Below are 14,797 nucleotides of genomic sequence, written 5' to 3'. Positions count from 1 at the left end.
GCTCAATGGCCCGGCTGCGGTGCCGGCTGCTGCGGCGGCGCGTTGCCGAAATCGACGGCCGGTGCGTTGGAGATCTGCGCTTCGTTGTCCACGGTGAAGTTCGGCTTGGTCTTGTAGCCGAACAGCTTGGCGGTGATCACCTGCGGGAACGAGCGGATGTAGGTGTTGTAGTCCTGCACCTGCTGGATGTAGCGGCCACGGGCGACGGTGATGCGGTTCTCGGTGCCTTCCAGCTGGGCCTGCAGGTCACGGAAGTTCTGGTCGGACTTGAGCACCGGGTAGTTCTCGGTGACGACCAGCAGGCGCGACAGCGCGCTACCCAGTTCGCCCTGGGCCTGCTGGAACTGCTTGAGCGAGGCTTCGTCATCGGCGTTGACGTTGATCTGGCCGACACGCGAGCGGGCGTTGGTGACTTCGGTCAGCACGCGCTCTTCCTGGCTGGCGAAGCCCTTCACGGTCTGCACCAGGTTGGGCACCAGGTCGGCACGGCGCTTGTACTGGTTGAGCACTTCGGACCAGCTGGCCTTGACCGCTTCATCCTTCTGCTGGATCGCGTTGTAGCCGCAGCCGGACAGCAGGGAGGCCAGCAGCATCAGGGGCAGGACACGGGTGAACAGGCGCATGGCGGAGGTTCCGGGTGGGCTTGGCGCCGAGCATGCCATGGTTCGGGTGAAAGACCGGCCATCGGGCGCCGCCCCCTCCGCGGTGGCCATGCTCATGGATCGCCTGAGTAGTCCGGGCGGGTGGGCATGGCGGGGGACGCCGTGAATCCGTCCCGGGAGGCTTATCCGCGCCATCCATGGCGCGGATACCCCCGCCACGCCCACCCGCCCGGCCTCATACGGTTTCCTGCGCACCGCGGGAAGATCAAAAGAAAAAAATCAAAAGCAAAAGCCGGTTCTTCAGGCATTCGTGTCGACCAAGGTCGACACCTACCAGAGCGCAACGCCGTTGCGACAGATCACGGGAATCTGTCGAAGGCGTGGCGGGGAATGCAGGCTTTTGCTTTTGCTTTTGCTTTTGCCGTTGACGTTGATCCGGCGGGTGCAGGGCTGCAAGCCCTGCCGGAATCCAACACCCCTCAGCAGGCTTCGGCCACCGCAGTGCGGGGACGCCCCAGCCACGCCAGCAGCAGGCCCGATGCCGCCAGCAGGCCACCAGCCACCGGAATGGCCGCGTAGCCCAGGCCCGAGCTGATCACCGCACCGCCGAGCGCCGCACCCACGGCATTGCCGAGGTTGAACGCTCCCACGTTGATCGACGACGCCAGGCCCGGCGCCTCGGTGGCCGCTTCCATCACCCGGATCTGCAGCGGCGGCACGATGGCGAAAGTCGCCGCGCCGAACAGCAGTACACCGAGCGCTGCGGTCACGGGATTCATGAAGGCCAGCGGCAGCACGAACATCAACACGGCCAGCGCCGCCAGCAGGATCCGCGTAGCGCCATCCAGCGACCAGTCGGCCATGCGCCCGCCGATGCCATTGCCGATGGTGAAACCGATACCGATCAGCGCCAGTGACATCGCGATGAAGGCATTGGAGGCACCGGTCAGCTCGGTCAGCACCGGCGCCACGTAGGTGTACAGGGTGAACATGGCACCGGCGCCCAGCACCGTGGTGGCCATGGCCAGCAGCACCTGCGGCTGCAGGATGGCCTTCAGTTCACGGCGCACGTCCGGGCGCGGACCCGGTGCAGACGCCGGCAGCGCGAAGCCCAGCGCAGTGATCGCGACCAGGCCCAGCACCGCAGTCCCGGCGAAGGACAGGCGCCAGCCCAGCTGCTGGCCGACCCAGGTTGCCAGCGGCACGCCGCCGATGTTGGCGATGGTCAGGCCCATGAACATCGTGGCCACCGCCGCCGCCTGCTTGTCCTTCGGTACCAGGCTGGCGGCGACCACCGCACCGATACCGAAGAAGGCACCGTGGTTGAGGCTGGTGACCAGCCGCGACAACAGCAGCAGGCCATAGTTCGGCGCCAGCGCCGACAGCAGGTTGCCGACCACGAAGATCGACATCAGCAGCATCAGCGCGGTGCGCTTGCCGAACCGCCCCATCAGCAGCGTCATCACCGGCGCGCCCAGCATCACGCCCATGGCGTAGGCCGTGATCAGCATGCCGGCGGTGGGAATGCCCACCCCTACACCGTCGGCGATGACCGGCAGCAGGCCCATCGGGGCGAACTCGGTGGTGCCGATGGCGAAGGCGCCGACGGCAAGCGCCAGCAATGCGGCTCTGGACTTCATGGGGGACTTCCTGGGGGCGGGAATCGGGAGCGCGTAGCCTGCGCGCTTTGCCGCACCGGATTAAGCCTTGTCCGGGGAAAACACTGTTGATACGGGTTCACAAGTGAAGGTGTACGCCGGCATTGCAGGCAAAAGCCCCCGCCGGGCATGGCCCGGCGTTGCCCGAGGCGTGGCGTACCCCGGTAGCGCCGGGTCATGCCCGGCGGACGCGGTGGCCCGCAAAGCAGAACCCCCGGCCGGGCCGGGGGTTCGAGGTCATACGCTTTACCAGTCGCCGGCACCCGGCACGTGGTGGTCGCGCGCGCGACGGCGCATCAGCAGGTTCAACCATTCCACCAGCACCGAGAAGCCCATCGCGGCGTAGATGTACGGCTTGGGCACATGCACGTCGAGGCCGTCCAGGATCAGCACCGCGCCGATCAGCAGGATGAAGGCCAGCGCCAGCATCTTCACCGTCGGGTTGGCGTCGATGAAGCGCCCCAGCGGATTGGCCGCCAGCAGCATGACCAGCACCGACAGCAGGATGGCAGCGACCATCACCGGGATGTGGTCGGCGATGCCGACGGCCGTGATCACCGAGTCCAGCGAGAACACGATATCGATGATGGCGATCTGCAGGATGACCATGCCGAACACGCCCGACGCCTTGCTGGTCGCCGGATTCTCGTCTTCGCCACCGGTGATCAGTTCCTTGATCTCCATGTAACCCTTGATGATCAGGAACAGGCCACCCACGATCAGCACCAGGTCGCGGATGGAGATGCCCATGCCGGCCACGGTGAACAGGTTGGCGGACATGTGGGCCAGGTAGGCCAGCGACACCAGCAGTGCGATACGGGTGATGCAGGCCACGGCGATGCCGAGCTTGCGCGCAAAGGGACGGCGCTCTTCCGGCAGCTTGCTGACCGCGATGGAGATGAACACCAGATTGTCGATGCCGAGCACGATTTCCAGCGCGCTCAGGGTGAACAGGGTCACCCAGGCGTTGGGGTCGGCGAGGAACTCAAAGGACATGGAAACTCTTCAAGGCAGTGGGGGAATGGGGGTTCAGCCGTAGCGGCCGGCCAGTGCATGCGGGACCACGATCAGGGCCCAGCACAGCAGTACGTTCATCATCAGCACGAACACGGCGGCCGAACCCATGTCCTTGGCGCGCCCGGCCAGCTCGTGGATCTCGCTGCCGTAGCGCTCGATCACGGCCTCGATGGCGGAGTTGGCCAGTTCCATCGCCAGCACCAGCAGCATCGAGCCGATCAGCAGCGCGCGCTCCACCGGGGTCTGGCCGAGCCAGATCGCCACCGGGGTCAGCAGGACCAGCAGGTAGACCTCCAGCCGGAACGAGGACTCATGCAGCCAGGCAGCCCGCAGGCCCTGCCAGGACCAGCGCGCGGCCTGGAAGATGCGGCGCGGGCCGCGCGGCATGTGGCCGAACTGGTCAGCCACGGGTGGAGCATCCAGCAACAGGGGCGCGGCGCAGCGACCGCTCAGACGCACGGCAGGGAATCATGGGTGCACAGGGATGGGCAGACAGTCGCCATTTTGCCACAAGGCCGCCGGCCATACTCCGCGCGGTCGGGCCGAATGGCCTGCCGGGGACAAGCGCGGGCCGCGCCCGCCTCCTATGATGGCTCCCTCCTTCCTGCCTGGAGTGCACGATGTCCCACCGCCGTCCCGCTCTGCTGATGCTGGGCCTGCTGACCCTTGCGCCGCTGGCGCTGGCACGCGTTCCCTCGCCGTCGCCCCGCGTTCCCGAGCAGGTCTCCAACGTGGCCTGGGCCGCCGACATGGCCGCCTTCGCCGCCGCCGACAAGGTCGCCCCGCCGCCTCGTGGTGGCATCGAGTTCATTGGCAGTTCGTCATTCCGGATGTGGGACAGCCTGGCGGCCGATTTCGCCGGCCAGCCGGTGTTCAACCGGGGCTTCGGCGGCTCGGAAGTCCGGGACAGCACCTGGTATGCCGGACAGATCGTGATCCCGTACGCGCCGTGCAAGGTCTTCCTGTACGCCGGCGACAACGACCTCAACAGCGGCCGCAGCGCCGTGCAGGTGCGCGACGATGTGGTCGCCTTCGTGCAGCGCGTGCATCGCGACCTGCCCAAGACCCGGGTGGAATACGTGTCGATCAAGCCCAGCCCGTCACGGGCGCACCTGCTGCCGGCGATCAACGAGGCCAACACGCTGGTCAAGGCGGCGCTGGCCAGGCTGCCCAACACCGGCTTCACCGACATCTACACGCCGATGCTGGGCGCCGACGGCCAGCCTGATCGCGCGCTGTTCCGTGAGGACATGCTGCACATGACGCCCGCCGGATATGCCATCTGGACCCGCGCGCTGGCACCGAAGGTGACCTGCGACTGAGACACTGCGCACGCCGGGCATGGCCCGGCGCTACCCCCGCCATTCCGCGGAATGCCCGCTTCTGATCCGGCAAGAGCCCTCTAGCGGAAAATCACGGTGGCTTCGGTTCCCTGCCCGGGTTCGCTGGAGAGGCTGACCTTCCAGCCGAAGCGATCGCACAGCCGGCGCACGATCGACAGGCCCAGTCCGGTGCCCTGCGGGCGACTGGGTTCGGCGCGGTAGAACGGCTCGAACGCGCGCGACAGGGCTTCGGCAGACATGCCGATGCCGGTGTCGCGCACCACCACCCGGTCGTCGCGCACATGCACGTCGATGCGGCCTTCGTCGGTATAGCTGCAGGCGTTGCGCACCAGGTTGCTGACCACCACCTGCAGCACCCGCGGCGGCGCATGCAGATTCACCGGTCCGTCGCTGTGCAGGTGCACCACGACCGGGCGCGTACCCAGCAGTTCGTTGGCGTTGTCCACCTCGTGACGGACGATGTCGTTGACATCGAACAGCTCGACCTGCGGCTCGACATCCGCCTCGCGGGCAAGGATCAGGAAGGCATCGATCACCGCTTCCATGTCACGCCCGGCACGCTGGATGCGCTGCAGGCTGCGGCGCAGGCGCGGCTGCAGGGAATCATCCCCCAGCGCCATGTCGCTGGCCACGCGGATCACCGTCAACGGCGTGCGCAGTTCATGGCTGGCATCGCGGGTGAAGTTGCGTTCGCGGGCGACATGCGCGCTGACCCGGTTGGCCAGCGAATGCAGGGCCGCGGCGAGCTGCCGGGTCTCGCCCTGCATGTCCGCCGGCAGTTTGTTCGGTTCCAGATCGGCTGCCTCGGGGTGGCCGGGGTCCCAGCGCGACACGCGCCGCGCCAGCCAGTTCACCGGCGATACCAGACGCTTGGACGCGCGATAGGTGATCCAGCTGGCGCCATACACCGCCAGCAGGGTCAGCAGCACCGGCACGATACCGAACCAGAACGCCAGCATTTCCGCGCGTGAGCGCAGGAATACCAGATACAGGCGGCCGGCCGGCCGCACATCGACCAGGACCAGCTGGTCATCCGCCGGCAGTTCGTGGAAACCGGGCTCCAGGTCGCGCAGGTTGGCCGGCAGCGACAACGCGGACTGGCCGCTTTCCAGCAGGTAGCCGCGGATGTTCTGCGTATTGGGGGGAGGCTGTGCGGGGGACGCGTCGTGCAGCGTCCAGTAATACGCCGCTTCCTCGCGCAGCGCTGCACCGACCAGGCTGTGCTTGATGACCAGCGACACCAGCCATGCGCCCAGCAGGATGCCCAGGCTGGCCAGCACTGCCTGCAGGATGAAGGCGATACGGATCTTGCGCGGCAGGCCGTGCGGCATTGCGGGGTCCCGGTCAGAGCGCTGCGATTATAGGCAGCGCACCGCGCCGTGGTCGTGCAGGGATGATGACCGCCGACACTGCCGGTCGGTCATCCCCTGCCCTGTTGCCCGTCCGCTACCGCACCGGGCCTGCAGCTGCACCGGCACGGTCCCTGCTCAGGCCATCGGCTGGGCGATGTCGGCAATGCGATAGCCGGCGCTCTGCACGGTATGCAGCAGCGGGCGATCGAACGGCTTGTCGATGATCTTGCGCAGGTTGTACAGATGGCTGCGCAGGGTGTCCGAATCCGGCAACCCGTTGCCCCAGATCTCGCGCTCGATTTCCTGGCGGGTGACAACCCGCGGCGATTCGCGCATCAGAATCGTCAACAGGCGCAGGCCGATCGGCGACAGCTGCAGTTCGGTGCCGGCGCGGGTGGCGCGCATGCTGACCGGATCGAGCACCAGGTCGGCGACCTTGAGCACTTCCGAACCCACCTGGCGGCGTTCGCGGCGGATCAGCGCGCGCAGGCGTGCTTCCAGTTCCTGGATCGCGAACGGCTTGGTCAGGTAGTCATCGGCACCGAAACCCAGGCCGGTGAGCTTGTCGTCCAGCGTATCGCGGGCGGTCAGCATCAGCACCGGCGTCGATTTGCGCGCATCGTTGCGCAGCCGCCGGCAGACTTCGATGCCATCCAGCCGCGGCAGCATCAGGTCCAGCACCACCACGTCATAGCTGTTCTCCGCCGCAAGCCGGTAGCCGTCCAGGCCATCCTGTGCATAGTCGACTTCGAAGCCACGACCTTCCAGGTATTCGCCGATCATCTCGGAGATGTTGCGGTTGTCTTCGACCACCAGCACCAAGCCGGAAGTCTCCTTCGTCTGACGCATGTGATTCCCTCTAACTTCAGCTTTGTGAAACATGCCGGATCGACGGTGGAGGCAATGTGAAGTTCCGTCAAGAGGTCCGATCCGCTGCTCAGAGCAGCGGCTTGAGCAGGGGCCAGACGTTGTCGAGCACCTTCGGCTGGGCCTGGGCGGTGGGGTGCAGACCGTCGGCCTGCATCATCCCCGGCTGCAGGGCCACCCCCTCCAGCAGGAACGGCAGCAGCGGCACAGCGTAGCGGTCGGCCAGCGCGCGGTAGGCGGCCGCCAGCCGCTGGCGGTACGCCGGGCCGTAATTCGGTGGCACATCGATGCCCAGCAGCAGCACCTTGGCGCCCGCCTTCTGGCTGGCCTGCACCATCTTTTCCAGATTGCCCTGCACCTGCGCCGGGGTCAGCCCGCGCAGGGCGTCGTTGCCCCCCAGAGCGATCACCACCACGTCCGGCTTCTCCTTCGCCAGCAGGCCCGGCAGCCGGGTCAGGGCGCCGGCGGTGGTCTCGCCGCTCATGCTGGCGTTGACGATCCGCGCCGGCGTTTTCGACTGCTGCCTGACCCGCTGCTGCAGCAGGCTGACCCAGCCGGCATCGGCAGGGATATTGTGGGCAGCACTGAGGCTGTCGCCGAGCACCAGGACGGTACCGGCCGGACCTTTGGCACAGGCCAGCCCGGGCAACAGCAGGAACCCTAGCAACAGCACCATCATCATGCCGGCTCGCCGGCTCCATCCCGTCTTGCGCATTGGAGTCTCCTCATCGACAGCCTGTCCCCCCGCAGCGCGCCCGTCGCCATCGCCGTCGACCAGGTCGGCAAATCCGTGCATGGCCCGGAGGGTGAAGTCCACATACTGGACAACATCACTTTGACGGTCCATGAAGGCACCAGCGTGGCCATCGTCGGCGCCTCCGGCTCCGGCAAGACCACCCTGCTCGGCCTGCTCGCCGGGCTGGACCTGCCCAGCCGCGGTCGCATCGCTCTGGCCGGGCACGAACTGTCCAGCCTGGATGAGGAAGCCCGCGCGCAGCTGCGTGCTCGCGAGGTCGGCTTCGTCTTCCAGAGCTTCCACCTGCTGCCGGCGCTGACCGCCGCCGAGAACGTCGCCCTGCCACTGGAGCTGGGCGGGCGCGAGGATCGCGCGCGGGTGGACGCCGTGCTGGACCAGGTCGGGCTGGCCCATCGCGCCCGCCATTACCCGCGCCAGCTGTCCGGCGGCGAACAGCAGCGCGTGGCATTGGCGCGTGCCTTCGTCACCCGGCCACGCATCCTGTTCGCCGACGAGCCGACCGGCTCGCTGGACCAGAGCACCGGCCAGCACATCAGCGACCTGCTGTTCGAGCTCAACGCCGGCAGCGGCACCACGCTGGTGCTGGTCACCCACGATCTGCGCCTGGCCCAGCGCTGCCAGCACATCCACCGCATCGACAACGGCCGCCTGCAGGCGGTCGCGCACGAGGCCCGCGCATGAACCTGCTGCGGCATGCGTGGCGCGCGCTGCGCCGCGAAGCCCTGGCCGGCGACCTGCTGACCGTGTTCGCCGCGCTGGTACTGGGCGTGGCGGTGATGACCGCGGTCGGCACGCTGGTGAACCGGGTCAACCTGGCACTGACCAGCAGCGCTGCGGAGATGCTCGGCGGCGACCTTGGCGTCGCCGGTCGTGACGACCCGCCGGCCGCCTTCGCCGAAGAGGCCAGGCAGCGGGGACTGGCATCCACCCGCATGGCCAGTTTCGGCACCGTGCTGTTCCAGGGCGATGCCAGCCAGATGGCCAGCATCAAGGCGGTACAGGCCGGCTATCCGCTGCGGGGGACGCTGCGGGTACGCAGCACGCCCGGTGGTGCGCTGATCGACGATGCCGGCATGCCGCCGCAGGGCCAGGCCTATGCCGATCCCCGCCTGCTGCAGGCGCTGGGGTTGAAGGCCGGCGATGACCTCGAGTTCGGCGCCGGTACGCTGCGCATCGCCGGCATCATCGAGGCCGAACCGGATGCCGGCGGCGACCTCCTCACGCTGTCGCCGACGTTGCTGGTCAATCGCGCTGATGTCGACGGCACCGGCCTGCTCGGTCCCGGCAGCCGCATCAGCTACCGGCTGATGTTCGCCGGGCCGGCCGACCGGATCGCTGCGTTCCGGCAATGGCTGCAGCCACAGGTGAAGGGCATGCGCCTGCTCAGCGTGGATGACACCCAGCGCGGCGTGCGCCAGGCCTTCGATCTGGCCGGGCGCTTCCTCGGCCTGAGCGCGCTGCTGGCGGTGCTGCTGGCCGGCGTTGCCACCGCGCTGGCCGCCAACCGCTTCGCCCTGCGCCGCATCGACCAGGTGGCGATCCTGCGTTGCCTGGGAGCACGCCAGCGCGACATCCTGCTGGGCCTGGCACTGCAGCTGCTGATGCTGGCCGTTCCGGCCTGCCTGCTCGGCATTGGACTGGGCATGGCCGCGCAGGAAAGCCTGGTACAGGTGCTGGGCAGCCTGATACCGCAGCGCCTGCCGCTGCCACAGGCAACACCGGCGCTGACCGGTGCAGGCATCGGTCTGTTGCTGCTGTTCGGCTTCGGCCTGCCGCCGCTGCTGCGCCTGCGCGGCGTGCCGCCGATGCGCGTACTCAACCGCTCCTTCGCTGCACTGCCGCCCGCCTCGCTGCTGGCCTACGTCGCCGCCCTGCTGGCCAGCCTGGTGCTGGCCGTGCAGGTGACCGGCGACCTGAAGCTGGCCCTGTGGGTGCTGGGTGGCCTGGCCGCTCTCGCCGCAGCGGCGGGCCTGGGCGGCTTCGTGCTGCTGCAGGTGCTGCGCAGCCTGCAGCACCGCCTGCACGGCAACTGGCGGCTGGGACTGGCCGCCCTGACCCGCCGCCGGATGCTGGCGGTGATGCAGCTGGTGGGCCTGTCGCTGTCGCTGTGCGCGCTGCTGCTGCTGGCCGTGACCGGGCCGGGGCTGCTGCAGCAGTGGCGCGAGCGCCTGCCGGAGGACACGCCGAACTACTTCCTGATCAACATCCAGCCCGAACAACGCGACGGCGTGCTGGCAGCATTGCGCGCGCTGGGTGCTGCCGATGCCAGCATCGAACCGATGGCCACCGGCCGCCTGATCGCGATCAACGGCAAGCCCCCGGTGCGCGTGGACCAGGCGCAGGACGGCCAGGGGCGGGAAAACGGCCCGCGCGAGGACGACGACGAGAACCGGCCACTGAACTTCAGCTGGCGCAGCACTTTCCCGCCGGCCAATACGCTGCTTGAGGGCCACTTCTGGAAGGCGGACAGCACTGCACCCGAAGCCTCGGTGGAAACCGGCTGGGCCAAACGCTACGGCGTCTCGACCGGCGACCGCATCGGCATTTCCGTGGGCGAGCAGCAGCGCGAGTTCACCGTGACCAGCGTGCGCAAGGCGGACTGGAACACGTTCCGGCCGAACTTCTTCGTGCTGTTGAATCCCAACGCCGTGGGCGACACCCCGCACAACCTGCTCTCGGCATTCCACCTGCCGGCCGGCCAGGCAGCGGGGCTGGGCGAACTGGTGCGTGCACAGCCGAACCTGTCGCTGCTGGACGTGGATGCGGTGATCTCGCAGGTGCGCGACGTGATGGAACGGGTGGCACAGGCGGTGCAGCTGGTGATGGTGTTCAGCCTGCTGGCCGGCGTGCTGGTCCTGCTGGCTGCCCTGCAGGCCACGGCCGGCGAGCGCCGCTACGACAGCGCGGTACTGCGCACGCTGGGCGCGACCCGGCGCCAGCTGCGCGGTGCGGTGCTGGTCGAGTTCGGAGCACTGGGCACGCTCGCCGCGCTGCTGGCGGTGGGCGCCACGGCCGTGATCGGGCTGGTGGTGTCGCAGAAGGTGTTCGAGCTGCCGCTGCTGCCGCCGTGGCCGGGCCTGCTGCTGGGCGGCGTGGTCGGCATCGGGCTGAGCCTGCTGGCGGGCTGGTGGGGCACCCGGCGCATCCTGCATACCCCGCCCGCCCTGGCCCTGCGCGAAGCCTGACGCAGGCGCGCGCCGGGAGGCGTGCCGGGCAAGCCCGGCACCCTTCCTTGCGGTAGATCCACGCCATGCGTGGATCCGGCTGTGGCCTCGAGCATGGCTCGACCCTACTGGGCCTTTTCCACGTACCTGGCGAACACTTCGTCGATCTGCGCGTCCTTCACCTGCTTGCCGTCCTGCAGGTCCTGCGCCTGGGTGAACAGCGGAATGATCATCGCCATCCCATCCAGCTTGGTCTTCAGGTGCACGCCCGGAGCCTGGGTCAGGAAACCGTCCCAGCGCTGGCGGACCTTGGCCCAGTAGCCGGCGGTGGCCTTCCAGTAATCGCGCGCCGGGGTGAAGTCGATCTCGGTGGTCTTCACGTAGTCGTTGAAGCCGAACTCACGCGCGATCTCCACCTGGCTGCCGTCGGTGTTGCGCTGCACCTTGGTGTTGAACTGCTCGTGGGTCCAGCCGTTCGGGGTGAGCGTGTGGCGGTTGACCACCGCCAGCGCGTTGTAGTCGCTGCGCTTGGTGTACTCACGGCGCGGCAGCGGGCGCCAGCTCAGGTCGCTGGTCCAGCTCGGCACGTTGTTGGTGTAGGTCCATTTGCCGGTGCCGCAGTAGCGCGGTGCATCGCTTACTTCATACACGCACTGGGTCCAGGCGCCCTGGTTCACCGCCGCCGGGATGCTGCGTACCCGCCAGGTCTGATCGGCACTGAACTCGAAGCGGTTCGGGGCCTCGTAGACCCAGTCCTGGCGCCAGTGCTTGGTGATGTGGCCGCTCTTCTCGTCCAGCAGCAGGTGTTGCAGCACGATGCGCTTCGGGGTGTCCTCGACCACGATGACCATTTCATTGCCGCCGCTGCGCATCGCCGGCGCGCGCTCGTAGCCCGGCTTCAGCAGCACGGTTTCGTCGAAGGCGAAATCCACGGTGTACTCGCCCTGCATGGCCAGGATGCTGTCGTGATCGCGGGCGATGTCGGAGGGCTGCGCGCTGGCCACGCCGCTGCCGGCGAGCAACAGCAGGACGCTGGCTGTCTGGAATTTCATCGGGGTCTTCCTTCGGGGTTGCAGGTTCGTTGAGAGGCCATCCGTGGCCGTCGGGCGTTCCATCAGAAACAGATCAGAGGCGGATCAGCGGCAGGTCGCCGGGGATCCGTGGTGCCGGCCGGCGCGCGGCGTCGGCACAACAGCAGTCGTCGATGGCCAGCTCGCCCTCGGCGCCTTCCAGGCGCGCGATGCGGCGTGCGGTGGCCGCGCCCAGCGACGACAGCGTCGACAGGCTGGCCGCCAGGGTGCGGCCATCATCGGCGGCATGCAGGCGCAGCGCACACAGGCGCCAACGCTGGCCGCCGAGATGACCGGCCAGGCGACGCCACAGGCGTTCACCGACACTGCCGTCGCTGTCGTGCTGTGGGCCCGGCGGCAGTGCGGCCACCAACCGGTCCCAGGCCAGGAAGTCGCTGTCCGGCAGCAGGTACAGGCGCCACACGCAGCGGCCACGGCCGTCAAGGAAGCACAGGCTTTCGCGCAGGCCCTCGCTGTCCACGCCCTGGCAGGCATGCACGCGCACCGCCTGGCGCCAGCCGCCAAGCTCGTTGCCGTCGGCGTGGTAGAGACACAACACGGTGCCAAGCGTGGCCAGCTGTGCCGGGGTCGGCCATGCCGCGCGGTGTGGCGCGGCGATGGAGTCATTCCTGCGTGCGGACAAGGCTCGGCTCATGAGGTCACCAGGAAACGGCAAGGCTGGCGGAGAGGGTGCGGCCCGGGCTGGTGTAGCGATCCAGCACGCGGCTGGTCGGCGACAGCGTCGTACCCACGTTGGACCAATCGATGTAGCGTTTGTCGCCCAGGTTGAACACGCCTACGTTGAAGGTCGCACCCGGGGCGAAGTTCCAATGTGCCATCAGGTCGGCCACGCCATAGCCGGCCGGGCGGTACACCGTGGCCGAGGCGACGCGGTCCTTGCGCTTGACGAACGTGCCGGCCAGTTCGACACCCCAGGCATCGGTGTCGTACATCAGGCCGACGGTGCCGCGCAGCGGGTCGACCGAATCCAGCGAGGTGTCCTCGGTCTTGTTGTCGCCACGCGACCAGGCCACGGAACTGCGCAGTGCCCAGCCCTGCAGGGTCGGGCTGATCTGGCCGAAGTCGACGCCGGCCTTCAGTTCAGCGCCGTAGATGCGGGCGTCGGCGATGTTGCGCGACTGGAACACCATCAGGCCCTGCGCATTGGTGCCGACCAGCGACTGCGACTCGATGAAGTCCTTGTACTCGTTGTAGTAGCCGCTGACGCTGACGTAGGCAGCCGGCGACAGGAAGCGCAGGCCCAGTTCCATGCCATCACTGGTTTCCGGCTTCAGGTCCGGATTGGGAATGGCCGTGTAGCCGAAGGCGAAGTTGGTGAAGCCGAGATTGACGTCGTTGTACGGCGGCGAGCGGAAGCCGTGCGAGTAACCGGCAAACAGCGACCATTCGTCGGTGAAGCGATAGACCATGCCAAGCTTGGGCGAGACGCTGGTCTTGGTCAGCTTCGCCACCGCCACGCCGGGATTGTCCTCGGCGAAGATGTTGTCCACTTCCGGCTTCAGCTCGTAGCGGTCCACGCGCACGCCCGGCACCAGCGACAGCTTGCCGCCGGCCATGCGCATTTCATCCTGCGCATACAGGCCCAGCTCGGTGGTCTTGCTGATCGGGAAATCGCGTACCGGGAACGCATCGGGCAGGATGGTGGTGCTGGTCTGGCCGTTGGCCAGTACCTGGAAACCATCGCGCTTCTGGCGGATCTCGGTGCGTGCACCCTCGAAGCCATAGGTCAGCGCGTGCTCGACGCTGCCGGTGCTGAAGGCCTTGTTGAACTGCGCCTGCAGGCCGTACACACGCTGGTCGAAGTTGAACTCGCGGTGGCGACGGCTGCGGTTGGCACGGTCCTCATCGGTGATCTGGGTGGTTTCGCTGTGCTGGGTATACAGCTGCCAGTGCAGGCTGTCGGCGAAGCCTTTGTCCAGCGCATCCATTTCATGCGCGAACGACACGCGGGTGCGGTTCTGCTTGTCGCGCGCCTTCATGCCGGTGGTGGTGGTACGGTCGATCGAAGACAGCACGTTGGTCTCGGTCTTGTCTTCGTTGCCTTCCACGGTCAGGCGGAAGCGCTGGTCCTCGCTCGGTGCATAGACCAGCTTGGCCAGGCCGCTGCGACCGTCGCGGTCCTGCGGGTTGGGGGCGGTGCGGGTGTTGTCGTTGCTGCGCACGTCACCCTTGTTGTCGGTTTCCTGGCCCTGGCGATGGTTGATGTTGACCATGCCGCTCCAGTGTTCGCCGCCGAACGCCGTGGTGACACCGCCGAGCAGGCCCTTCCATTCACCGTCGTAGCCGAACTTCAGGCCGACGTAGCTGTCCTTGCCATCCTTCAGGTAATCGGCCGGATCCTTGGTGACGAAGGCGACCACGCCGCCCAGCGCATCGGAACCGTACAGCGCGCTGGCCGGGCCGCGCACGATCTCCACGCGCTTGAGCGTGTCCAGATCGGTGAAGTTGCGGTTGGCGTTGGAGAACGAACCAATGTTGAAGCTGGTCGGCATCGCGATGCCATCGGTCTGCACCCGCACACGGTTGCCGTCCAGGCCACGGATACGGATGCTGCCCAGGCCGAAGCGCGCGGCGCTGCGGCTGACCGACAGGCCCGGTTCGTAGCGCAGCAGGTCCTTGATGTCCTGGACCAGGTGCCGGTCCATCTGCTCACGGTCGATCACGTCTACCGTCGCGGCGACGTCACTCACTGCGCGCTCGGTGCGCGTGGCGGTGACCTGCACGCGATCGAATTCGCGCGCATCGGGCGCGGCGCTGGCGGCAGTGGCAGCGTGGGCGGACAGCGGCAGCGCCATCCAGACAGCAAGGCAAAGGGCGGTATGGCGGGTCATCGGGTTCGTTCGGTCAGGCAGGGGAACCCCCGGCCACCGGCACGCCGGAGCGTACGCGGTAGACCGAGGGGGAGAGAGCGGGAGCGGTCGGGTCGCCCACCCTGCGGGCGGCGCC

At 67.8% G+C, this 14,797-nt stretch carries 13 protein-coding genes; 3 read left to right on the top strand and 10 right to left on the bottom strand.

Going from position 1 to position 14,797, the window contains the following annotated elements; translation table 11 throughout:
* Positions 1-2 precede the first annotated feature (2 nt).
* The 4 genes from IMX13_RS09030 to IMX13_RS09015 all read right to left on the bottom strand — a co-directional run bounded on the left by IMX13_RS09030 (position 3) and on the right by IMX13_RS09015 (position 3,685).
* Entirely contained in the window at positions 3-623 is a 621-nt protein-coding gene (locus tag IMX13_RS09030) for a LemA family protein (RefSeq protein WP_193396226.1), read from the bottom strand.
* 458 nt (positions 624-1,081) lie between these two features.
* Positions 1,082-2,242, bottom strand: coding sequence for an MFS transporter (locus IMX13_RS09025; RefSeq protein ID WP_193396225.1), 1,161 nt, complete (start codon positions 2,240-2,242; stop codon positions 1,082-1,084).
* 264 nt (positions 2,243-2,506) lie between these two features.
* Positions 2,507-3,256: a TerC family protein gene (locus IMX13_RS09020; protein ID WP_004144462.1), complete on the bottom strand. Its 750-nt coding sequence runs from the start codon at positions 3,254-3,256 to the stop codon at positions 2,507-2,509.
* Positions 3,257-3,289: 33 nt separating this feature from the next.
* A complete protein-coding gene (locus IMX13_RS09015; protein WP_193396224.1) occupies positions 3,290-3,685 on the bottom strand; it encodes a diacylglycerol kinase in 396 nt (131 codons plus the stop codon).
* Between the two features lie 212 nt (positions 3,686-3,897).
* On the opposite strand from IMX13_RS09015, the gene IMX13_RS09010 reads away from it, so the two are divergent.
* Positions 3,898-4,599 (top strand): SGNH/GDSL hydrolase family protein, encoded by a 702-nt coding sequence (locus IMX13_RS09010; RefSeq protein WP_065182787.1) that lies wholly within the window; start codon positions 3,898-3,900, stop codon positions 4,597-4,599.
* An 80-nt stretch (positions 4,600-4,679) separates the two neighbouring features.
* Here the strand turns inward: IMX13_RS09010 and IMX13_RS09005 are convergent, their stop codons facing one another.
* From IMX13_RS09005 to IMX13_RS08995, 3 genes are all read right to left on the bottom strand, one after another.
* Positions 4,680-5,951, bottom strand: coding sequence for a HAMP domain-containing sensor histidine kinase (locus IMX13_RS09005; RefSeq protein WP_053516416.1), 1,272 nt, complete (start codon positions 5,949-5,951; stop codon positions 4,680-4,682).
* A 156-nt stretch (positions 5,952-6,107) separates the two neighbouring features.
* Positions 6,108-6,821 (bottom strand): response regulator transcription factor, encoded by a 714-nt coding sequence (locus IMX13_RS09000; RefSeq protein WP_002811889.1) that lies wholly within the window; start codon positions 6,819-6,821, stop codon positions 6,108-6,110.
* A gap of 88 nt (positions 6,822-6,909) precedes the next feature.
* On the bottom strand, positions 6,910-7,554 hold the full coding sequence (locus IMX13_RS08995; protein WP_053516417.1) for an arylesterase: 645 nt from the start codon (positions 7,552-7,554) through the stop codon (positions 6,910-6,912).
* A gap of 75 nt (positions 7,555-7,629) precedes the next feature.
* On the opposite strand from IMX13_RS08995, the gene IMX13_RS08990 reads away from it, so the two are divergent.
* Positions 7,630-8,277, top strand: coding sequence for an ATP-binding cassette domain-containing protein (locus IMX13_RS08990; protein WP_080375229.1), 648 nt, complete (start codon positions 7,630-7,632; stop codon positions 8,275-8,277).
* Positions 8,274-10,781 carry an FtsX-like permease family protein gene (locus IMX13_RS08985; RefSeq protein WP_053516419.1) on the top strand — a complete coding sequence of 836 codons (2,508 nt, stop codon included), beginning with the start codon at positions 8,274-8,276 and terminating at the stop codon, positions 10,779-10,781. Before IMX13_RS08990 ends, IMX13_RS08985 begins: the two co-directional genes overlap by 4 nt.
* Positions 10,782-10,885: 104 nt before the next feature.
* Here the strand turns inward: IMX13_RS08985 and IMX13_RS08980 are convergent, their stop codons facing one another.
* From IMX13_RS08980 to IMX13_RS08970, 3 genes are all read right to left on the bottom strand, one after another.
* Complete coding sequence (locus IMX13_RS08980) at positions 10,886-11,812, bottom strand: DUF6607 family protein (protein ID WP_065182789.1); 927 nt, start codon at positions 11,810-11,812, stop codon at positions 10,886-10,888.
* A gap of 73 nt (positions 11,813-11,885) precedes the next feature.
* Positions 11,886-12,485, bottom strand: a complete 600-nt coding sequence (locus IMX13_RS08975; protein ID WP_106550134.1) for a Hemin transport protein — start codon at positions 12,483-12,485, stop codon at positions 11,886-11,888.
* Between the two features lie 4 nt (positions 12,486-12,489).
* Positions 12,490-14,646, bottom strand: a complete 2,157-nt coding sequence (locus IMX13_RS08970) for a TonB-dependent hemoglobin/transferrin/lactoferrin family receptor (RefSeq protein WP_193396248.1) — start codon at positions 14,644-14,646, stop codon at positions 12,490-12,492.
* Positions 14,647-14,797 lie beyond the last annotated feature (151 nt).

Source organism: Stenotrophomonas sp. B2 (assembly GCF_014947095.1).
Taxonomy (GTDB): Bacteria; Pseudomonadota; Gammaproteobacteria; order Xanthomonadales; family Xanthomonadaceae; genus Stenotrophomonas; species Stenotrophomonas maltophilia_P.
This window is presented reverse-complemented; position numbering and strand designations above follow the sequence as displayed.